The organism is Winogradskyella sp. SM1960 (assembly GCF_020179375.1).
Lineage (GTDB): Bacteria > Bacteroidota > Bacteroidia > Flavobacteriales > Flavobacteriaceae > Winogradskyella > Winogradskyella marina.
The window spans coordinates 359,222-379,334 of sequence record NZ_JAICBG010000001.1; the positions used below are offsets into that span (position 1 = coordinate 359,222).

20 protein-coding genes are annotated in these 20,113 nt (G+C 33.1%); 13 read left to right on the forward strand and 7 right to left on the reverse strand.

Annotated elements, in window-relative coordinates; translation table 11 throughout:
* Window positions 1-2: 2 nt before the first annotated feature.
* On the reverse strand, window positions 3-2,150 hold the full coding sequence (locus K1X16_RS01685; RefSeq protein ID WP_225034803.1) for a S46 family peptidase: 2,148 nt from the start codon (window positions 2,148-2,150) through the stop codon (window positions 3-5).
* A 307-nt stretch (window positions 2,151-2,457) separates the two neighbouring features.
* On the opposite strand from K1X16_RS01685, the gene K1X16_RS01690 reads away from it, so the two are divergent.
* The 9 genes from K1X16_RS01690 (at window position 2,458) to K1X16_RS01730 (ending at window position 9,478) form a co-directional block, all read left to right on the forward strand.
* Window positions 2,458-3,006: a hypothetical protein gene (locus tag K1X16_RS01690; protein ID WP_225034804.1), complete on the forward strand. Its 549-nt coding sequence runs from the start codon at window positions 2,458-2,460 to the stop codon at window positions 3,004-3,006.
* Between the two features lie 279 nt (window positions 3,007-3,285).
* Window positions 3,286-3,606, forward strand: coding sequence for an ArsR/SmtB family transcription factor (locus K1X16_RS01695; protein WP_225034805.1), 321 nt, complete (start codon window positions 3,286-3,288; stop codon window positions 3,604-3,606).
* Window positions 3,596-4,102, forward strand: coding sequence for an SRPBCC family protein (locus K1X16_RS01700; RefSeq protein ID WP_225034806.1), 507 nt, complete (start codon window positions 3,596-3,598; stop codon window positions 4,100-4,102). The genes K1X16_RS01695 and K1X16_RS01700 overlap by 11 nt, the downstream gene beginning before the upstream one ends.
* A 176-nt stretch (window positions 4,103-4,278) precedes the next feature.
* Window positions 4,279-4,842, forward strand: a complete 564-nt coding sequence (locus K1X16_RS01705) for a TetR/AcrR family transcriptional regulator (RefSeq protein WP_195870680.1) — start codon at window positions 4,279-4,281, stop codon at window positions 4,840-4,842.
* 88 nt (window positions 4,843-4,930) lie between these two features.
* The gene (locus K1X16_RS01710) at window positions 4,931-5,329 is read left to right on the forward strand and encodes a hypothetical protein (RefSeq protein WP_225034807.1); all 399 of its coding nucleotides are present in this window, start codon (window positions 4,931-4,933) and stop codon (window positions 5,327-5,329) included.
* Between the two features lie 11 nt (window positions 5,330-5,340).
* A complete protein-coding gene (locus tag K1X16_RS01715; RefSeq protein WP_195870682.1) occupies window positions 5,341-5,898 on the forward strand; it encodes a carboxymuconolactone decarboxylase family protein in 558 nt (185 codons plus the stop codon).
* A gap of 446 nt (window positions 5,899-6,344) precedes the next feature.
* Entirely contained in the window at window positions 6,345-6,908 is a 564-nt protein-coding gene (locus K1X16_RS01720; RefSeq protein ID WP_225034808.1) for an AraC family transcriptional regulator, read from the forward strand.
* A 90-nt stretch (window positions 6,909-6,998) separates the two neighbouring features.
* A complete protein-coding gene (locus K1X16_RS01725; RefSeq protein WP_225034809.1) occupies window positions 6,999-9,218 on the forward strand; it encodes a heavy metal translocating P-type ATPase in 2,220 nt (739 codons plus the stop codon).
* 41 nt (window positions 9,219-9,259) lie between these two features.
* Complete coding sequence (locus tag K1X16_RS01730; RefSeq protein ID WP_225034810.1) at window positions 9,260-9,478, forward strand: heavy-metal-associated domain-containing protein; 219 nt, start codon at window positions 9,260-9,262, stop codon at window positions 9,476-9,478.
* A 123-nt stretch (window positions 9,479-9,601) separates the two neighbouring features.
* On the opposite strand, the gene K1X16_RS01735 is transcribed toward K1X16_RS01730, so the two are convergent.
* Window positions 9,602-10,363 carry a helix-turn-helix domain-containing protein gene (locus K1X16_RS01735; protein WP_225034811.1) on the reverse strand — a complete coding sequence of 254 codons (762 nt, stop codon included), beginning with the start codon at window positions 10,361-10,363 and terminating at the stop codon, window positions 9,602-9,604.
* A gap of 43 nt (window positions 10,364-10,406) precedes the next feature.
* Window positions 10,407-11,549, reverse strand: a complete 1,143-nt coding sequence (locus K1X16_RS01740) for an MFS transporter (RefSeq protein WP_225034812.1) — start codon at window positions 11,547-11,549, stop codon at window positions 10,407-10,409.
* 235 nt (window positions 11,550-11,784) lie between these two features.
* Between K1X16_RS01740 and K1X16_RS01745 the strand changes: the two genes are divergently transcribed.
* Together K1X16_RS01745 and K1X16_RS01750 are read left to right on the forward strand one after the other, a co-directional pair.
* A complete protein-coding gene (locus tag K1X16_RS01745) occupies window positions 11,785-12,297 on the forward strand; it encodes a hypothetical protein (protein ID WP_225034813.1) in 513 nt (170 codons plus the stop codon).
* A gap of 90 nt (window positions 12,298-12,387) precedes the next feature.
* Window positions 12,388-12,930, forward strand: coding sequence for a DUF4377 domain-containing protein (locus tag K1X16_RS01750; RefSeq protein ID WP_225034814.1), 543 nt, complete (start codon window positions 12,388-12,390; stop codon window positions 12,928-12,930).
* Window positions 12,931-13,161: 231 nt separating this feature from the next.
* On the opposite strand, the gene K1X16_RS01755 is transcribed toward K1X16_RS01750, so the two are convergent.
* From K1X16_RS01755 to K1X16_RS01770, 4 genes are all read right to left on the reverse strand, one after another.
* Complete coding sequence (locus K1X16_RS01755) at window positions 13,162-15,384, reverse strand: TonB-dependent receptor (protein WP_225034815.1); 2,223 nt, start codon at window positions 15,382-15,384, stop codon at window positions 13,162-13,164.
* A gap of 2 nt (window positions 15,385-15,386) precedes the next feature.
* On the reverse strand, window positions 15,387-16,661 hold the full coding sequence (locus tag K1X16_RS01760) for a tetratricopeptide repeat protein (RefSeq protein ID WP_225034816.1): 1,275 nt from the start codon (window positions 16,659-16,661) through the stop codon (window positions 15,387-15,389).
* A gap of 96 nt (window positions 16,662-16,757) precedes the next feature.
* Window positions 16,758-17,333 (reverse strand): DUF4331 family protein, encoded by a 576-nt coding sequence (locus K1X16_RS01765; RefSeq protein WP_225034817.1) that lies wholly within the window; start codon window positions 17,331-17,333, stop codon window positions 16,758-16,760.
* Window positions 17,334-17,442: 109 nt separating this feature from the next.
* Window positions 17,443-18,096, reverse strand: a complete 654-nt coding sequence (locus tag K1X16_RS01770) for a DUF4331 family protein (RefSeq protein WP_225034818.1) — start codon at window positions 18,094-18,096, stop codon at window positions 17,443-17,445.
* Between the two features lie 143 nt (window positions 18,097-18,239).
* Here K1X16_RS01770 and K1X16_RS01775 point away from each other — a divergent pair, with 143 nt between their 5' ends.
* Complete coding sequence (locus tag K1X16_RS01775; RefSeq protein ID WP_195870693.1) at window positions 18,240-19,418, forward strand: LETM1-related biofilm-associated protein; 1,179 nt, start codon at window positions 18,240-18,242, stop codon at window positions 19,416-19,418.
* A 119-nt stretch (window positions 19,419-19,537) separates the two neighbouring features.
* Entirely contained in the window at window positions 19,538-20,098 is a 561-nt protein-coding gene (locus tag K1X16_RS01780; protein ID WP_225034819.1) for a hypothetical protein, read from the forward strand.
* Window positions 20,099-20,113: the final 15 nt, after the last annotated feature.

Here is a 20,113-nt window from a genome sequence, read left to right on the forward strand (position 1 = left end):
AACTACTTGGTAACAATTGTTAACTCATCAACAATATGCTTTGCATTAGAGTACTTATCAATTAACCACAATACATATCTAATATCTACATTGATAGTACGTTGTAAATCTTTATCGAAAATAACATCACCAGCCATGGCTTCAATGTTACCATCAAACGCTAAACCAATCAATTCTCCATTGCCGTTAACCACTGGAGATCCCGAATTTCCACCTGTAATATCATTGTCGGTTAAGAAGTTTACAGATAATTCGCCACGTTCATTCGCATAACGACCATAATCTTTCTTTTCAAAACTATCTAACATGCTTTGGTCTAAATCAAACTCACTATCATTAGGTTTGTACTTATTAATCATACCTTGAAAAGTGGTATAATTATTCACTTTAGCATCGTTGCGTTTATCGGCTGGTAAAGCTCTCACTTTTCCATAAGATAATCGTAAGGTAGAATTCGCATCAGGATATTGAATATCACTCAATCCAGATTCACGTAAGCCTTTTACTAATAATCTAAAAGACGCCTCAAAATCATTTGTTGGCTGCTCTAAAGATTCTGGTTGTTCTCTATACTTATCCAATAATTGATTCGATAATTTAAACATAGGATCATTCTCAAGAATCGCTTCATCAGGATATTGTAAAAACGCTAAAGCACCTTCTTTTGAAGAAAATAAACTCAAATCAAAAATAGCATTGGTATAGGCTGTAAAGTCATTGTCATTTTTTTCTCCTACCTCTGCAACTAGTTCTGGTAAGGAATAGTTAGATTTTGAAGCCAACAAGCCTAATTGTTTTGCTAGAATTTCTTTCTCTAAAGGTAAGTGATAATCTTCATAGTTGCTTTCTATATAAGCCTCTAATCGTGGTAAAAGATTTTTACGTTCAGCTTCACTAGCACCAACATATTGTTTTAATGCCGATCCTACTCTATACGGTAAAACAGCAAATTTACTAGAACGTAAAATACCTAATAAATAGTTGGTTTGTCTCGCTTTTTCATTCGTTAAGCTATAATAATTATTGATGTTTTTAATCACATCACCGTACATCGCTTTGTTAGCTTTTTTATTCGCCCACTTATCAAATTTAGCTTCAGTTTTACTCTTCTTCTCTACAGTTTTATGCTCCGTTAAAGCGTCAATCATTCCAGCTCTATTCTTCCAATAGTTAGCAATACCTGCATAACCAGATGCATACATAAGGTTAACAGACTCGTCTGCATCCATGTATTTTTTCATCACATCCATACTTAATTTTGAACCTTCAACCCAAGCAGGATATGCAAATTTTACGTTTTGCTCAACACCTTGTGCTGGCATCCATCGGTTAGTACGACCAGGATATCCTAAAATCATAGCAAAGTCGTCTTCCTCTACTCCATCAATATTAACAGGTAAATGGTATTTTGCATTTAAAGGCACATTATCTGCAGAATATTCGGCTGGTTGCCCTTCAGCATCCGCATACACTCTGAATAATGAAAAATCACCAGTATGTCTTGGCCATTCCCAGTTATCAGTGTCACCACCAAATTTACCTACGTTTTCTGGAGGTGTTCCTACCAAACGCACATCTTTATAGTCTTCGTAAACAAAGTAGTAAAACTCATTACCTTGGTAAAACGAACGCACAGAAACCGTGTATTTTCCACCTTCGCTATTTTCTTGTTCTATTTTAGCAATCTCTTTGTTCAATGCTGCTTCACGTTCTTTTTCGCTCATACTGTCATTAACTTGCGCCAACATACGTTTAGACACATCGTCCATACGCACAAAAAAGCGAACGTATAAGCTTTCTGGCTTTAATTCTTCTGCTTTAGAACCTGCCCAAAATCCATTTTTTAAATGGTTTTGTTCTGCAGTAGATAATTCTGCAATAGCACTATAACCACAATGGTGATTTGTTAGAACTAAACCACTATCTGAAACGATACTAGCGGTACAGCCTCCATTGAATTGCACAATAGCATCTTTTAAACTTTGATTGTTAATACTATAGATTTCTTCAGGAGTTAATTGTAAACCCATTTTTTGCATATCGCGATGATTTAAACGCTCTATATGCATTAGAAACCACATACCTTCATTAGCCATAACAGACGAAAATGAAATAATAAAGGCAATAATTGTAAGGGATAATTTCTTCATATTTTTAGTTGTTTTTATATGGAGATAAAAGTACTGAAAATTTAAGGTGAAATAAAACGAGTAATATGTTAAAACCGTGTTATTTTTAAGGTTTTGAGAACCCCTTAAATCATAAATTGATTCATACTATATTAATTTCTGAAACGTATTTATTTTATACCAAATAAAATACGTGACTTTACGTATATAGGACCAATTTATTTTAGGTAATTTTAAAGCCTAGCAAAACATAAAAATTATTGATATCTGGAAAATAGGATGAGATATGAGATGTGTTTTGATTTATATAACACGTTGTATACCATTTATGAAAACAATATTTAGAACATTTATTTTAATATTTTTATTCTTTAATCAAATAGGATTTTCACAAGAAAACAAAAAATGGATTAAGGCAACCATATTCACTAAAACTGACACCATTCAAGGATTTGTTAAAACAAATAGCATTTCTTTTGATAGTGTTAAGTTCAAGAAGAATCTGGATGAACCCACTGAACATCTTACACCTGAATTAATTGAAGGATATCAAACCACAGATTATCTATACCAAAAAAAGTTCATTAAAAAAATTGGAAGTTTTGGTTATTATAAATTTGGTAAATTAATAGATAAAGGCAAGTTTAATTTATACGAAACTACAGAACAATACTCAAGTTCACAAAACTCTATTCTGATATTAGAATTTAACAATCAGATTATTACTTTCAAGTTTTATACTTTTCAAAAACTTAAAAACAAGAAAAAAATTGCAAAAGAATTGGATGGTTATCATCTATTGCAAAATATAGTTTTAAAAAGGAAATTTGACTATAATAGCTTTATAGAAGAAATTAAAAAACTGAATTCTAAATAAAAAAACGGTATACAACACGGTGTCTAATTAATTGCTTTGGTAAGTGCTTATCTGTAAAATTCCTTCAGAATTTTATCGGGTTCGTATTTGTTTACTAAATTAGTTGCTTAACCACGAGACTAACTATACACAGCAACGTTAGCAACAATTTAAGAACAACCAACAAACTTCTATTCTGAATTTCTACATTTTAGAAAATAAATAAAGAAAAATATTGCGAAACCGAATAGTTGCACGTATATTAGCAACCGAATGATTGCGTAATTTGAATTCAATTTTATGAAAAGAGACATTTTTCAAGCCATTTCAGACCCAACAAGACGAGCAATTTTATTGCTAATAGCTACACAGGCATTAACACCAAACGCTTTAGCAGAGGAATTTGACGTTTCAAGACAAGCAGTTTCAAAGCACATTAAAATATTAAACGAATGTGAATTGTTGGAACAGCAGAAAGTAGGGCGAGAAATTTTCTATCAATTAAAAATCGACAAAATGAAAGAAATTGACAATTGGCTGGAAGAGTTCCGAAAAATATGGGAAGACCGTTATAATCAACTTGACGACTTATTATTAACAATGAAAAAAAATGGAAAATAAGACTAAAACAGAATTTATCGTAGACAGAGAAAGCAACACGTTAACAATTAAAAGAGATTTTGCAGCAAAACGCGAACTTGTTTGGGATTGCTACACGAAGAGTGAATTTTTAGAAAAATGGTTTGCACCAAAACCTTTAACTGCCAAAACAAAAAAAATGGACTTTAAAGCTGGTGGACATTGGCTGTACGCAATGATAGAACCAAATGGAACGGAACATTGGGGAAGGACGGATTTTACCGAAATTAAACCAATCGACTATTACAAATCTTTAGATGGATTCTGTGATGAGAACGGAAACTTAAATCCAGATATGCCAAGGGCAAAATGGCTCGTGACTTTTACCGATTTGAACGAAAAATCAAATGTTGAAACTGTAGTATCTTATAATTCACTTAAAGATTTAGAAACCGTAATCGAAATGGGAATGAAAGACGGATTAAGTTCAACTTTAGAAAGATTAGATGAATTATTAGATTCTTTAGCCAAACAATAAAAAGGTATAACGCACAAAAACTATTGCTAACAACGTATATAAAACCGTTGCCAATTATCAAAAACCGCAACTTTCCTAATCAATCCCAACCCAATTGACAGAAAATCAAAAATAAAAGTTAAACTTTTTTTTAATTCTAACCGATTGTTTAGTTTTGTCCTGTTATAAAATATAAAATGCCAAGAATAAAGAAATATAACGAATCTGAAGTAATCGAAAAAGCTATGAACTTATTCTGGCGAAATGGTTACGAAAACACGTCTATGCAAACGCTTGAGAAAGAAATGGGAATTAATAAATTTTCTATCTATTCAAGTTTTGGTAACAAACACGGTTTATTTCTTGAAAGCTTAAAGAGTTATCGTAAAAAAATGAGCTTCATTTTCGAAGAGTTTGAACAAGCTAATAATGGTATTGAAGATATTAAGAGTTTCTTTTATAATTCAGTGAACGTCTGTACACAAAAAGGCTTTGAAAAAGGCTGTTTGTACACCAATACCTATCATGAGTTTGCAGACAAGCAAGATAAAATAGTTCGTCTAAAAATAAATGCGTTTATGTCCAATTTAAAAGAACTATTTACCGAAAAGTTGAGAATAAATTCAGGCAAAGATGAAGAAACCATAGCCAAACAGGCTAATTATTTAGTATTAGCAAAACACGGCTTAGCAGTAGCTGCAAGGGTAAATACCCAAGAAGAGATAGAAGATTATATTGAAATGACCTTCAAAAATTTATAAACATTTTTTTTAATCTATAACTAAACGATAGTTTAGTTATAGACAACAAATTATTATGAGGAAATTATTATTTATAACCAACATCTTAATGGCAGTTATCTTATCGAGATTTGCTATTTCAAAATTAGCAGGATGGGAGATTTCAGTACAAGCATTTATAGAAATGGCAAAGCCTGTAGGTATCGACCCTACATTTTTTAGAATAGCAACAGGAATACTAATTACGATTGTAGTGATAGGATATTTTTCAACCGCAATGTTTAGTTTACTAAATAAAGTAATTAGAAATAACGCTACAGTTCCTTTTACAAAATGGGCAACTTACACCAATATTCTTGGTTTTCTTACAATGATGGGTGCACTTATAGCCGAGTTTTCATTAAGAGTACAACCAAAATCGTTACTAGTATATATTGCTATTGGCATTGTGCTAGTATCAATAGCAAACATTTTAATTATAAAAAAAGCAATAAAAACAGAATCTTAAAATTTAAAAACATGACAACATTAAAAATTCACAACATCGAAACAGCACCAGAAGGTAGCAAAGCGTTATTAGAACAATCTCTAAAGCAAAATGGAATGATTCCAGGTTTACACGGAGTATTAGCCGGAGCACCAGGAATATTAGAGGCATATCAAACCTTGCACAAACTGTTTACACAATCTTCATTTAACAACGAAGAATTAACTGTGGTTTGGCAAACCATAAATGTAGAGCACGAATGTCATTATTGTGTACCTGCACATACAGGTATTGCTCATATGATGAAAGTAGATTCATCTTTAAGCGATGCCTTGCGAAACAAAACTGCTATGCCAACCGAAAAATTACAAGTCTTACACGATTTTACTTTAAAGATTGCGCGTAACCGTGGACACGTAACACAAGACGATTTGGATACGTTTTACAAAGCAGGTTATGAAGAAAGACAAGTTTTAGAAATCATATTAGGTTTATCTCAAAAAGTGATTAGTAACTATACCAATCATATTGCAAATACACCTGTAGATGCACCATTTCAAAAATTCGCTTGGAAACCAGAAACTAAATAATCACCTTATAACTAGAACATTAAAGTTAATAGTTTGAAAGTGTCTTTTTTAACAATTTAGTAATAAGGATGTTGAAAAATTCAAGCCCTTTAAAGCAACTTATGAATGGGGAGCAAGAATAATGGGAATACAACCAAATGAAGCAATGTTAATTGCAGCACATGGTTGGGATGCTGGAGCGTCGCACTAGCAGTCGACAAGAACAGCAAATATTCCCATTATTAGCACCCAAAAACCGAAATTGTAGAAACAGATTTACAGAAAATAGCAGATATATTGATTAAATATTAATAGTTGACTGAAAAACAACTAGATACAACAACATATATAAAAAAATAGCAGTTAAGAACAAAATTCAAAGTTTGGTTCATTTCTGCTATCTTTGTTTTTAAACTACTACGTTTCACACACACATTCTCTGCAAACAATAAACATCCGTAAAAATTATGACCACACTCTTTATAAAAAATATGGTTTGCAACCGTTGTATTATGGCGGTAAGAAATGAATTAGATAATTCAGGAATTGAACCTGTTGATGTACAATTGGGAGAAGTAATACTTGAAAAAGAACTCACAACACAAGAAAAAGAAAAATTCAGTAAAGCCTTTATGGCATTAGGGTTTGAAATGATTGATGACAAAAAAAGTCGCCTAATTGAGCAGATTAAAACTATAATCATAGACTTGGTGCATCATCAGGATAATGAAAATAAAACCAAGCTTTCAGAAATGTTAAGCAGTAAACTCTTGCACGATTACAACTACCTATCCAACCTATTTTCTGAAGTAGAAGGTACTACTATTGAAAAATATTTTATTGCTCAAAAGATAGAAAAAGTAAAGGAGCTATTAGTGTATGATGAATTGTCTTTGAGCGAAATCGCATTCCGTCTCAATTATTCAAGTGTTGCTTATTTGAGTAATCAGTTTAAGAAAGTAACAGGACTTTCTCCCAGTCATTTTAAAAACATACGCAAAGATAGAAGAAAGCCTTTGGATGAAGTTTAAGTAAATCTTACAAATCATTTGCAAAATTCCACAATAGAAAACCAATCCATTATTGCCAACTTTGTATTGTAATTTGAAACAGTCGATATTATGGAAACAACAAATAAAAATACAGTTACGCAGACTTACCCTGTCTTAGGAATGACCTGTGCTTCTTGTGCGAGTAGTGCAGGAAGTATCGTAACACAGCAGGTAGGCGTGGTAAATGCATCTGTCAATTATGCGACGGGTAATCTCAAGGTTGAATATCTCACCAACGTAACCAATTCAGAAAAACTACGAAAAGCAGTTCAAGGTGCAGGATATGATTTATTAATTGAAGAGGAATCCAAACAGCAAGAATCCCTTGAAAGTATACACAAAAAGAAATTTAAAGCACTCAAAAACAAAACCATTTGGGCGGTCATTCTTTCTTTACCGGTTGTTATAATAGGAATGTTCTTTATGGAAATGCCTTACGCGAATGAAATTATGTGGCTGTTTTCAACACCTGTTGTATTGTGGTTGGGTAGCGATTTTTTCGTAAATGCGTGGAAACAAGCCAAACACGGCAAAGCCAATATGGATACCTTAGTAGCCTTAAGTACAGGTATTGCCTATGTGTTTAGTGTGTTTAACATGTTGCTGGCCGATTTTTGGCATCAAAGAGGGTTAGACGCTCACGTTTATTTTGAAGCCGCAGCCGTCATTATCGCCTTTATATTGTTGGGTAAATTATTGGAAGAAAAAGCCAAAGGCAATACCTCGTCTGCCATTAATAAACTCATGGGCTTACAACCAAAAACGGTTATTGTTATTCAAGCAGACGGAACAGAAAAACAAACACCCATTGAAGACGTTATTGAAGGAAATGTCATTTTAGTAAAGCCAGGCGAAAAAATTGCAGTTGATGGTATGGTCGTTTCGGGCAATTCTTATGTGGATGAAAGTATGTTGAGTGGAGAGCCCCTTCCCGTATTAAAAAATGAAAACGAAAAAGTATTTGCAGGAACGATAAACCAAAAAGGGAGTTTCCAATTTAAAGCGTTAAAAGTCGGTAAGGAAACAATGCTTTCCCAAATCATAAAAATGGTGCAAGACGCACAAGGCAGTAAAGCCCCTGTTCAGAAATTGGTGGATAAAATAGCAGGTATATTTGTGCCTGTGGTAATGAGTATTGCATTACTTACTTTTATCGTTTGGATGATTTTTGGCGGTGATAATGCCATTGTTCAGGGATTATTGGCAGCCGTTACGGTGTTGGTTATTGCTTGTCCGTGTGCATTGGGACTGGCTACACCTACGGCAATTATGGTGGGCGTTGGTAAAGGTGCCGAACAAGGTATTTTAATTAAAGATGCTGAAAGTTTGGAGTTAGCCAAAAAGGTAAATGCTATTATTTTAGACAAAACCGGAACCATTACCGAGGGTCGTCCGCAAGTTACAGATATCCAATGGTTACATAATGATAACAGCACAAGAAACATATTGTTGAGTATTGAAAAGCAATCTGAACACCCATTGGCAGAAGCAGTTGTAAATTATTTGGCAGAAGTTAATCCAACGACACTTTCCAATTTTGACAGTATTACCGGTAAAGGGGCAAAAGCAGATTATAAGAATGAAACCTATTATATAGGAAACAAAACGTTGTTATTTGAAAATAACATCAGTATTCCCGAAGAATTGCAACAACAAGCGGATGACTGGAGCAAACTATCCAAAACCATAATTTGGTTTTCCGATAGTAAACAAGCGCTTTCGGTAATTGCTATTTCTGATAAAATCAAAGAAACATCTATACAGGCTATTAAAGAATTGCAAGATATGGACATTGATTTGTATATGCTTACAGGTGACAATGAAGCCACGGCAAAAGCCATTGCCAAGCAAACAGGCATTAAACATTACAAAGCCGAAGTATTGCCACAACACAAGGCCGAATTTGTAAAAGAATTGCAAGAGCAAGGAAAAACAGTCGCTATGGTGGGCGATGGTATCAATGACAGTACAGCTTTGGCAACAGCAGATGTAAGTATTGCTATGGGAAAAGGTTCAGACATTGCAATGGATGTGGCTAAAATGACTATTATTTCTTCGGATTTAACCAAAATACCACAAGCCATCAAGCTATCCAAACAAACCGTAGCGACGATTAAACAAAATTTGTTCTGGGCCTTTATTTATAACTTGATTGGGATTCCGATTGCAGCCGGAATTTTATACCCCATTAATGGTTTTTTACTCAATCCAATGATTGCAGGAGCTGCTATGGCAATGAGTAGTGTAAGTGTGGTAAGTAATAGTTTGCGATTAAAATGGAAAAAGTAATAACACAAATGATAAATAAATTTTTCAAAACAAATAAAAACATGGAAAACCAAGAGTTAAAATTCAAAACAAACCTCAATTGTGGAGGTTGTGTTTCAAAAGTTCAGTCTGATTTAGATAACGCAGAGGGTATTTGCAATTGGAATGTGGACACATACAATACAGACAAAATCCTTACTGTAAAATCAGAGGGTATTAGTGAAGAAGAAGTCGTTGCTATAATAAAAAGTAAAGGCTTCAAAGTTGAGGCGTTAAAGTAGTAAGTCGCTTTTAAATTATTTTAAAAATAAATTTTGCGAATTAAAAAAGCCAGCAGAGACTATTGTGAGTATGCAAAACCGTTCTCAGTTAAAAACGTTACACAACAAATCATAAGTTTTAGATTAATGTTGTTGTCTAAAAGCAGATGGACTAACACCTATGTGTTTTTTAAAAAATCTTGAGAAACTACTAATTGAATCAAACCCTAATATAAAGGCTAATTCTTTAGTTGTTATTTTACTTCTAACAAGTCTTCGTTTGGCTTCTGTTATTTGTCTCTGCTGTATAATTTGCTTTGCTGTTAGATTCAGTTTTTCTTTTAAAATTTGATTTAAGCGCTTTAAACTAATCCCTATTTCATTGGCATAAAAACTAGCTTTAGTATTTTCTAAAAAGTGTTTTTCCATTAATTCTAAAAATTGAAAAACTCTTTTTTGATTTAAATCTTGTTTTAAAAAATTATTATTTTGATATCTAATTAAATGCAACAACAACACTTTCAATAAGGTTTTAAGCATTATATGAGACATTTCATTACTATAAAATTCATTTTTAAGTAATTGAAATACGTTGCTTATCTGTTTTATTTTTGATGCTTCTGTTATTTCAAATTGCGGATATTTATTAAAAAGCGAAAAGACATCTAAGGCGTACTCAATATCATCTTCATCTATAAGTTCGCGTTCAAAATTTAATAAAATGCCTTTATTATTTGTAAATCCATCCGTATTAAAAACTTCGTTTAATGGCTTAAAATGAACTTTTAAATTACATTCTGAATTAAATTCAAAATAAATACCCATAGAATTCGCTGAAAGTAAAGCTGAGTTATTTCGAAAGTTTTCAATGATTTGAAAATTTTTACTAAAATGTTCTTTATTCATCTATTTTTAAGGTCTACCTCAAAAATAAGAAGAATTTATTTAGTTAGTTTTTCATTGATTCCTTTTGAAACATAATATAAACACCCACTCCAATCATTAGCGTTAAGCCAGCTGACATAGCATATATTACGGTATAATTATTTGATACATATTCAATAAATGTAGAGAGAAATTGACCACCAAAAACCCCCATTGAAAATAACCCTAAATTCTTTCCTTGGTTCTGAATTGTACTTGCTTCTAGCATCATATGGTTTAATAATGGTATTGTAAACCCAAATCCTATGCCAATAAAAATTGCGGTTAACACTAAAAAAAGCACGCTTCCTGATATTGCTAATACTAGATAACCTAGCATAAAAAATAAGAATCCAATAGCAACGGTTTTACCATCACCAAATGCTTTTACCATTTTAGGCATCTGACTAGCTGTTATAATTGCTATGACAGAAATAAAAGCCATTAAATAACCTGTTTCAGATTCCGTAAAACCGAAAGTTTCAGGTAAGTATAATGGTAAGGTTACAAAACCAACAAAAAATGACATCATAGCTAAAAATGATACTATAAAAATGAGTGTTACTTTTGTATTTTTAGGATGGGTTGTTTGCTCAACTTTATTTTCAATAGACTGGTTTTCAGGTTTTGGTAATGATAACGCTACTAAAATTAAACATAGCAAACCAATCAGATAGATGTAAAAAGGAAATTGCCAATTTATTTCACCTAAAAGACCTCCAACAGCCAAAAACACCACACCACCTAACTCTATAGACATGCCCTGCCAAGCAATCATTTTCATTCGTGCTTCACCTCTAAAAAACTCTGCTATATAAGCTGTAACGGATACTTGTATTGCAACTGTTGCTGCCCCTAATAATATTCTGTCAGCAATCAATATATAATCATTAGTTATAAATGCGCCCACAAAACCTAAAATAGCGTAAGGTATAAGTCCTAAACTCAATAATTTAAGAGTCCCTAATTTATTAAGTAATCTTCCTATAATAGGCGCAAAAAGCACAACTCCTAAAGAAGGTAATGTAATCAGCCAACTAGGTGAAAATCCTAAATTTTTATGTGCTACAATTCCAGATAATGAAGGAGCTATAACGGTTCCAACCATTATGGTTAAACTACTAACAAATAGTAATGTAAAAATCCCGAAGTTTGATATGTTTTTCATGCTACAAAATTCAAACTAATTTCACCCAATGTGTTTACCGCTTTTCTAATATACTTTGCAAAAATGGAAATTGATAAAAAGTAATGTCAACAACGAGAATAAGCCACTGCTAGTTATAGCCTACTTACGAATTCCGATAGCTATCGAGACGCGGACGTTCTACCTGTGATTTATTTGTTAACTTTAGTGCTGAAACTACACAACGAAATCACACACAAAATCGTTAGCACTTTAGATGAAAAACCTGTTCAATATAGTAATTGCAGTTTTAGGAATTTACATTTCAAATGGGCAGCCAACTGAATTGGGTAACAACTTTCTTAAAAAAAGTGATACTATTTCATACAAGAGTATCGGTTTTAATAATTATCGTGAAATTATTTTATTACACAATGCTGATTTTATTAGAATAGAAAATAACATTAGTGATTATGGGGGAAAAAGCACATTTGAAAAACACTATGGTAAATATGAATTGTCAGATTCAATTCTAAGGCTAAAACCAGAGAGAGTTGAGTTGAAGACTTATACTGGCAAACCTGAACAGAAAAGCTTTACAGAAGTCATTGATTATAATTTAGATTCGGAAAAAAAAATAACAACAGTTTTTATACTAAAAAACTACAAGAGCTTCCAGTATTTGATACCTGCAGAATATGATATAAAAAAAATAAGAATTGAAAAATTATCAGACATAATTCGCAAAAGATTGTTTTCAAGAAAAATAGTAAATAGAACAACAGACTAATCCAAAATGTATGGTTGAATAAAGTTAGGTTTTGACGCAACCATTAGATCATGTTTGCATCTATCTTAAAAGCCACCAACCAACACCATTATGAAAAAACACCTGCTACTATTAATGACTATTAGTCTACTATGGTCTTGTTCTGACGATGATATCACGTCTTCTCGAACAACGACCATGCGCATTAACCATTATCAAAATACAGCGATGGCCTTAGACCCAGTATTATCCTTGCTTGTACAATATGATGATGACATAGGAACAGAGAACTGGAACAACCTTTACGCTACCATTGATGGTTTTGATTATGTTCCTGGATATATGTATGATATTTCTGTAAGAATTGATCAAATCGGCAATCCTGCTGCTGATGCTGGCTCATACGAATACACACTTCTAGAGGTTATCGCAGTACAAGAGGTACCAGCGGAAACTGAATTTGACATCAATTTAAAACTAAACGACTACGTTTTCATTACTACCGATTCTGGTTATCAAGTACTGAATCAAATTGATATTGACTGCAATACTTTATGTGATACATTAGATGAATTATTAGAGAATCAAGATATAGTCGTTGGGACTTTTAAACACAGTGCTAATAATACCATTCAGTTGATAGCTCTTGAATAAAACTCAAAATATGTCGATAGCATCGTAGCCAACAGTGTATCGTTGGTATATATAAACAAGAACACCCACTCTTTCGAGCAGGTGTCTTATCTAACAAAAAAACTCAAAAAACATCATGAATAGCTCATGACACGATAAATCTAAACCTAACCTTAGATTCATCTTTTTTGCTAGCAACCAATCAACTTAAACTTAATCTGCTTCCCCACAAATTAAGTGGTTGAAAGCTTTTTAAAACCTATAACTAACCGTTCCTTTTAAAAAGAAAGGTGTACCAGGTGTAAAATGTATTTCTTCAACAGACTGTGCTTCATTCTGTAATCGTGATTCTGTTGCGAATTGAGTTTCATTCCAATCCACATCAAACAGGTTTTCTATAGCAATACCAAAAGTGATGTTTTGTAAACTGTAATTCACGTTAAAATCCGTTACCATATACCCTTCTGCAACAATAGAGTTATCTTCATTCGCTGCTCTATCATCTAAATATCTAAATCGTAAACCTCCTGAAAACCCGTTAAGATCATCCACCGACAAACCACCAACTAAAGTAAAGTCTGGCGCCAAAGGAATATAGTTTTCACCTTCCGGATCATCAATACTTCTTGCATTAGTAAGTGTTGCATCTGTATCTAAAAACAACCAATCCGTTAACTGATAACGCAAACCTAAATCCAAGCCGTAACGTCTCGTTTTGCCACTTGGCTCTACAATACCTGCATCACCTACATAGACAAACTCTTGCTCTAAAAACAAATACCACAGTGCAGAATTCACTACCAATTTCGGCAAGGGTTTCCATATGGTCCCTAAATCTGCTCCGTAAGAACGTGGCAAAATATCCTCGCCTCCATTGGCAACCACAACTCTGGTGTCGTTGGAATGAAATCCTAAACCTGATTTTAAATACAACTGTAAATTGTCTTGTGCGTTATAATAGAAATTCAACTTCGGACTTATAATCGTTTTAGTTTCTGATAACGTTTGATAATTGGTCTGCAGCGCATCATTATACATAAACTTGAAATAGTCTAAACGCAACGCTGGTGCCACTTTAAATCTTCCAAACTCGAATTCAGCATTCACAAAAGCATCAATATTGGTTTGGTTAATATCACCTAGTTGAATATTTTCTAAGGTTGTGGATCTATTTAATGTTCGAGATAATTCTACATCATCAGCAACATCATGTCTTAACCCTAAACCAGAAGTCAATTTCAATTCCGTATCACCCAAATATGTGGTATGCGAAATAGCAGTATTAGCTCCGAAAATTTGTCGATCTTCCTTTTGAAAGATTTGATCTCCATTTACAGGATCTTCTAAAAAGAACGTAAAATTAGAATACAACTCAAATGCATAATGTGAATAAAAAGCATTTGAAGTCAATGTGGTACGATCATTAATGTACTTGTCAAAAGTGATGTTAAGATTAGTACGTTCTGTTTGCCCACCTTCTGTATCATCAATAGCTCCAAATCTTGAAATATTTCCGTTATCCACTTCACGCTGTGGAATCTGCCCTGAAGCATCCCAACGGCTTGTAAAATGCGAAGCTGTCAACGTCAGTTTATCATTTTCTGGTGAAAACATCACGTATTTACCAAAGAGGTTTAAGCGATTAAAATTCTGTGGTGAATCGTATGGACCATCGGTAGCAATATATTCCATAGCAACATAGGCGTTTTGGTTGGTTGTGTTTTCTAGTAAATTAAATAAACCAACGGTTCGCAAACTATTAAACTGACCTGCCGAAAATGAAATCTCACTGTCTTTTAGATAATCTTTGGTTTTAAAATTAACGTAGCCAGCCGTATTAAAATCACCTTCTTGCGCATAATAACCACCTTTACCAAAATCAATTTTATTTACCGTTTCTGGAATTACAAAATGCAAATCACTATAGCCTTGACCATGTGCATGAGATACCATGTTCACTGGCATGCCATCGACTGAAAGGGAGATATCAGTACCATGATCAATATCAAACCCACGAAGAAATATCTGTTCAGCCTTTCCACCTCCTGCATGCTGACCTATAAATAAACCAGGTACTTTTCGCAGGACTTCCTGTGATGAATTTACAGGCGTCACATTTAAGTCTAATCTCGAAATTGTACTTACTGTATTTAACTCTTCGGTAATCATCATTTCATCTAACTGAAACGCTTTTTCTTCAAGAATAATTTGAAAATTATCGGCAGATTCTAAAGGAATAAACCGCGTTTTATAGCCTAATAACCCGATTCTTAATGTATCACCTAATGTGGTATTGGTAATTACAAAGACTCCATTTTCTGAAGTATGCGCATGAGATTCTGAGTTTTGATTATAAATATAAGCAGCTTCTAAAGGTTGATTAAGCTCGTTTTTTACTATTCCTTTTATATTTTGGGCTGTTACAACTAATGAGAAACATCCAAAAATAAGCAGGGCTAAAATTTGATTTTTCATAATTATAGTTGTTTAATTTTTTGTTCCATTAATGGTCCTAATTCGTATAAGCTCGCTACTAATTCCTTTTTTAAAGGTTGCAAGTCTTCAGTTTTACCTACTGCTTTATAAATTTCAGCTACATGATACAATACAGCTGGCTCAAAGGTTTTACCGTCTACAAATTCTTCAATAATTTGATTGGCTTTTTTTATTTCTCCAAGTTTAAAATAACTCCACGCTAATAAATCATAAGACTGTGGCGTTGGTCGGTTTTCAACTTCTTGCATGGCAATTTCTAAAGCACGTTCTGGAATTAATAAATCATCAGAATAGACCATCACATCATATTTGTTATACATGTCTCCGTACAATTCATTTTTCACAGCCGCTAGATAATTTGTTAATGAAGCTGCTTTCAATTTTAAATCGTCATTAAATTCTGCAATCTCTGCTTTTAGTAAATCGTAATCTGGAGTATTGTGATACGACGTAACATGATTTAAGATGTTTAAAGCTTCCGTTGGATTCTTCTCATGAGAATACACAATCCAAGCAATACCTTTTTTTGCATAAGCATTATCAGGATCTAATTCTAAAGCTTTTAAGAAATAAGCATAGGACTTATCAATGTCACCTGCATGACCATAAAAGTCTGCGATGTTAGTGTATGACCATAGTTTCATACCTTTTAAGTTGGAGTCTTCAGCAATGACCATGGCTTTTTCCATGTTTTCAATGGCGCCATCTAAATTGCCTTTATGATCTTCTAATTTTGATAAACGAATGAGATAATCAAAACTAGAGATATTCTTTAAGTCTTTTAAATAAGCTTCGGCATCAATGTAATTTCCTAATTCTAAATGTACATCGAACAGCATTTTTTTAGTTCCATTAAGTTTTGCACCATTAGCTTCTGCTTTTTTAAGTAGTACCAAAGCGTCTTTAAAACGGTGTTGTGAAATGTAATTTGCAGCTATATTTTTTAAGAGTCCTGCATCACTATCTTTAATAATGGTGTTGGCTTCAAGAAGATCCTCTTCAGCCTTTATTAAATAGTCAATGTCACCTGTAACATTAAACACATCTGTGTTAGCATTAGCACGACTGATTAAATAGGAATACGTACTAGAACTATTTTCAATTCTATTAGTCCAAAATTCGACATCCTCTAAAAGTTGGGTTTGGTCAATTTGGGTGGTGAGGTATGGGCTATAATCGGCTTCATTTGTAATTTTAGAATCACAGCTAAGCATGATTAAACCGATAAATATGGGAAGTATAATCTTGAGTTTCATAATAAGTTTTTTGAGTTTTGTTAATTTGTGTTTAGGCAAGATGTAATAATCTAAAATGAGATCTTTCGACCTCATTCTAGTTTACTAATCAATCACTTACCAAGGAGATGCTAAATAAGGGAAAGACGTCAAAAATTCTTTGTCATTAGACGCGACGTTATCACTTACTAATCCAGGGAATTCTGGATTTGATAAACCTTCTTCACCTCCAAAAATTAATATCAATTCTACATCGATAACATCATCGGTTAAATTTCTACCAGTTAAAATATTTGTACCATCAAAAAATGTTGTTGGATCATCTAAAGAAACCGTAAGAACATCAGTTGCTAAGACTCCTGTAAATTGTGCTGCTGTAAAACCTAAAGCATTAGCATCATCTGGATTTGCAGGATCGTATGCAGGACTCAACGTTTCTAATTTTGTTTGAAACGCACTTTGGAACATCGCTCCCATATTTGATGGAATCGTCGTGTTAAAAGCATCTTTCATCCCGTCATTTACAAATACGGTATTAATTGCTGGTCGTCCCATTTGGTCTTCCTGAATATAAGTTCCTGTAAAGTTTGGACCTGTTGGACCTGTTACATTATCGTCATCGTCACTACAGTTAATAGCGGTCATTGACGCTAAAATGGCAACTGCAAATAGTTTTATATTATTGAATTTCATGTTATTTAAATTTTAGTATTAATTATTATCATTGGATACCTTTTGGTGTTGAATGCAGTATGCTTCAACCTAAAACCTCAAGGTTTTCAGAATGACTCTTTATTTTTAATTATTGTTTTCTTTTAGATTCTACCCACGTGTTAATCGTACCTGATCCACCTATCATAGATTTTGGCACCTCAACTACAACAGATAACACATTAGACCCTGCAAACGTATCATCACCCGGACTTGCAAATCCGGAAGCATCACCAGCAATAATTTCTGTGTATTTGTTAAAATCGAAAAAGAAAGGATCATCTCTTGGTCCTGCAAAAAATTTCATACCTGCAAATTCTTCAACCATTGCAGTTTCCCCATAATTAGTAATATCTACAACACCTGCATTCGTTGTTGTTGAAAGAATTGTACTGTTTAAACCCGTTGACGCTGGAGCCGTTGGCCCAAAGAAATACATTTTACCATTTCTTGGTGTGGCTTGGATGACTAAATCCTCTACATTGTCTCCATCGGTATCAATATTAAACTCTAATAATACACGTTCATCAAATGAAGCCGCTGCGGTATTACCAGGAGTTAAAAGTCCTTGTACGTTGGCAACCAATACCAAATTTGATGTGTTTTCACCTCTAAAGGCATAAAAGTCTGTGATATCACTTGTACCACCTTGTACAGCCGGAGCATCGATGTGATCTGCTGCAATAGCAACGAATGTTCCAATTCCTAAAATTGCTGTTGCGATTAAAATTTTTGTTTTCTTCATAATTTCTGAGATTTTGTTAGTTTTATTGTCTCTGGTCTACCTACGAAAAAATACAAATAGCGGTTTTGTTAAAATTTTGTTAATGAAATAAATTGAGGTTTTTCAGGATAAAAATTTAACTTTGCCCACTCAAATCGTACCGTATGAATCCATCAGCTAATGGCTGGATAAACAAATTACTTAATCAAGTTTCTGAAACGATGTATTCTGAGACTGAGTATGATGTGTTTTATAATAACCTAAAACATGCTGGTTTCATATATGGAAGTAATATTAAGGTCGTACTAGATATCGTTAAACCCTTTGAACTTAGTGAGGAAGAACGCTGTAAAACCAATTTACTGCTTACCTTTTACTACATCTTTAATAAGGAAGCGACAGAGGAACAATTTACAGACAGTCTTATTAGATATTATAAAGCTATCAGTGACCAAAAGCGTTCATTTTTTGAAGAGTTATTTGGTAACAATAAACCCGATTACTTATTAGAACAAGTGATTCATAAACGAATTCATATTGATGATAATTTTATTTCTAAAAGCTTTAGTTATTTTTTAATTAATGCCCTTCTGTTTGTTGATGTTTTAGGGTATCAAAGGTTTTTAAAAAATGAAAATAAGATTAGAGACTATGTCACCAATCTTGAATCGGCATTAGAAACCATTGTATTCTCGGTAATTGAAAATAAGACCGAAAAATCTGAATATGATGAAAACCTTATTAAGTTGTTTGAAGGCTCTATTCGTCATAAAAATGCTGAAAGCTTTACTTATAATGACGCTATTGCTTTAATTAATCAACCTTTAGAGAAGTTCTATATTATAGATTTAGTCTGTATGGCATCTTGGACAGATAAAGTTATAGACCGAGAGGAACGCGATTTTTTAGAGCAACTAAAAATAGATTTAGATGTCGATCATACAGTTATAGTACGATCTGTAAATGATATTAACCTCTTTTATGACGAGCATAAGCACGACGTTTCGTTTTTAACTTCTAAAAATCTAGCACAGAGTTTTTATAATAATAGTAGTAAAGTGGTTTCAAAACTAATTAAGCGAAACAGTAAACGTTTAATTAAAGAATTATCGGAAAGTAAAGAAGCTTTATACTTATTAACCCAATCGACGCAACGCAGCCTTACTGACGAAGAACAAAAGAAAGTTCAAACACAACTCCTAGATATCTTTAAGTCTATACCGAGTTTAGCAATATTTATGTTACCAGGTGGTATGCTACTTCTACCCTTGTTTATAAAATTTATACCTAAGTTATTGCCATCGGCCTTTGATGATAATCGGATAGAGGATTCTGAGAAATAGAGGTTAGACAAAAAAAAGAAATGCTCGCGAAGACGCAAAGTCGCAAAGAAAAAACAATTTAGAAGTTAGAAAGTTAAGTGTATGGTATTAGCTATTGTTTTTTTTTAAGATATCAATCAATGAAATACACTTTATACCTTTTCATTTTCACACTATGTGTAAGTTGTTCAGAAAAACAACCTACAGAATTAGAACTTGTAACTGAATATTTCGTAGGTTTTAAAACGTCTAATTACGAACAAATAAAAAATGTAATATCAGATACACTTACTACAATATCTGGCGATTACACAACGGTGTTCACACCTGAGACGTATTATCAGCAATTTCAATGGGATTCTGTTTTTAGACCTGAATACAAATTGATTTCAACTGAGCAAAACAACAATAAATTTATTGCGACAATTTCCATAAGTTGTTCAAAATTTGAATTTCTGAAGAATAATCCCATGATATGTCGACGCAAATTTCAGTTTCAATCTGGAAAAATATCAAATATTGAAGAGCTAGATTGTAGCAATGTGGACTGGAAAATTTGGGCTAAAGAAGTAGAAACCCTTGTCAGCTGGATTGAAGTAAATCATCCAGAATTAGATAGCTTTGTTCATGATTTAAGCCTGAAAGGTGCTCAAAATTATTTAAAAGCGATTGAATTGTATAAAGAGCGTGTGATAGAATAAAAAAGTGAAGACAAA

Bases quoted from the DNA above. Each gene is read 5' to 3' on its own strand.
- K1X16_RS01720 (WP_225034808.1), top strand. From the start codon at position 6,345: ATGACCACACTCTTTATAAAAAATATGGTTTGCAACCGTTGTATTATG.
- K1X16_RS01700 (WP_225034806.1), top strand. From the start codon at position 3,596: ATGGAAAATAAGACTAAAACAGAATTTATCGTAGACAGAGAAAGCAAC.
- K1X16_RS01690 (WP_225034804.1), top strand. From the start codon at position 2,458: ATGAAAACAATATTTAGAACATTTATTTTAATATTTTTATTCTTTAAT.
- K1X16_RS01755 (WP_225034815.1), bottom strand. From the start codon at position 15,384: ATGAAAAATCAAATTTTAGCCCTGCTTATTTTTGGATGTTTCTCATTA.
- K1X16_RS01765 (WP_225034817.1), bottom strand. From the start codon at position 17,333: ATGAAATTCAATAATATAAAACTATTTGCAGTTGCCATTTTAGCGTCA.
- K1X16_RS01780 (WP_225034819.1), top strand. From the start codon at position 19,538: ATGAAATACACTTTATACCTTTTCATTTTCACACTATGTGTAAGTTGT.
- K1X16_RS01695 (WP_225034805.1), top strand. From the start codon at position 3,286: ATGAAAAGAGACATTTTTCAAGCCATTTCAGACCCAACAAGACGAGCA.
- K1X16_RS01725 (WP_225034809.1), top strand. From the start codon at position 6,999: ATGGAAACAACAAATAAAAATACAGTTACGCAGACTTACCCTGTCTTA.
- K1X16_RS01715 (WP_195870682.1), top strand. From the start codon at position 5,341: ATGACAACATTAAAAATTCACAACATCGAAACAGCACCAGAAGGTAGC.
- K1X16_RS01730 (WP_225034810.1), top strand. From the start codon at position 9,260: ATGGAAAACCAAGAGTTAAAATTCAAAACAAACCTCAATTGTGGAGGT.
- K1X16_RS01735 (WP_225034811.1), bottom strand. From the start codon at position 10,363: ATGAATAAAGAACATTTTAGTAAAAATTTTCAAATCATTGAAAACTTT.
- K1X16_RS01750 (WP_225034814.1), top strand. From the start codon at position 12,388: ATGAAAAAACACCTGCTACTATTAATGACTATTAGTCTACTATGGTCT.
- K1X16_RS01760 (WP_225034816.1), bottom strand. From the start codon at position 16,661: ATGAAACTCAAGATTATACTTCCCATATTTATCGGTTTAATCATGCTT.
- K1X16_RS01745 (WP_225034813.1), top strand. From the start codon at position 11,785: ATGAAAAACCTGTTCAATATAGTAATTGCAGTTTTAGGAATTTACATT.
- K1X16_RS01685 (WP_225034803.1), bottom strand. From the start codon at position 2,150: ATGAAGAAATTATCCCTTACAATTATTGCCTTTATTATTTCATTTTCG.
- K1X16_RS01775 (WP_195870693.1), top strand. From the start codon at position 18,240: ATGAATCCATCAGCTAATGGCTGGATAAACAAATTACTTAATCAAGTT.
- K1X16_RS01705 (WP_195870680.1), top strand. From the start codon at position 4,279: ATGCCAAGAATAAAGAAATATAACGAATCTGAAGTAATCGAAAAAGCT.
- K1X16_RS01740 (WP_225034812.1), bottom strand. From the start codon at position 11,549: ATGAAAAACATATCAAACTTCGGGATTTTTACATTACTATTTGTTAGT.
- K1X16_RS01710 (WP_225034807.1), top strand. From the start codon at position 4,931: ATGGCAGTTATCTTATCGAGATTTGCTATTTCAAAATTAGCAGGATGG.
- K1X16_RS01770 (WP_225034818.1), bottom strand. From the start codon at position 18,096: ATGAAGAAAACAAAAATTTTAATCGCAACAGCAATTTTAGGAATTGGA.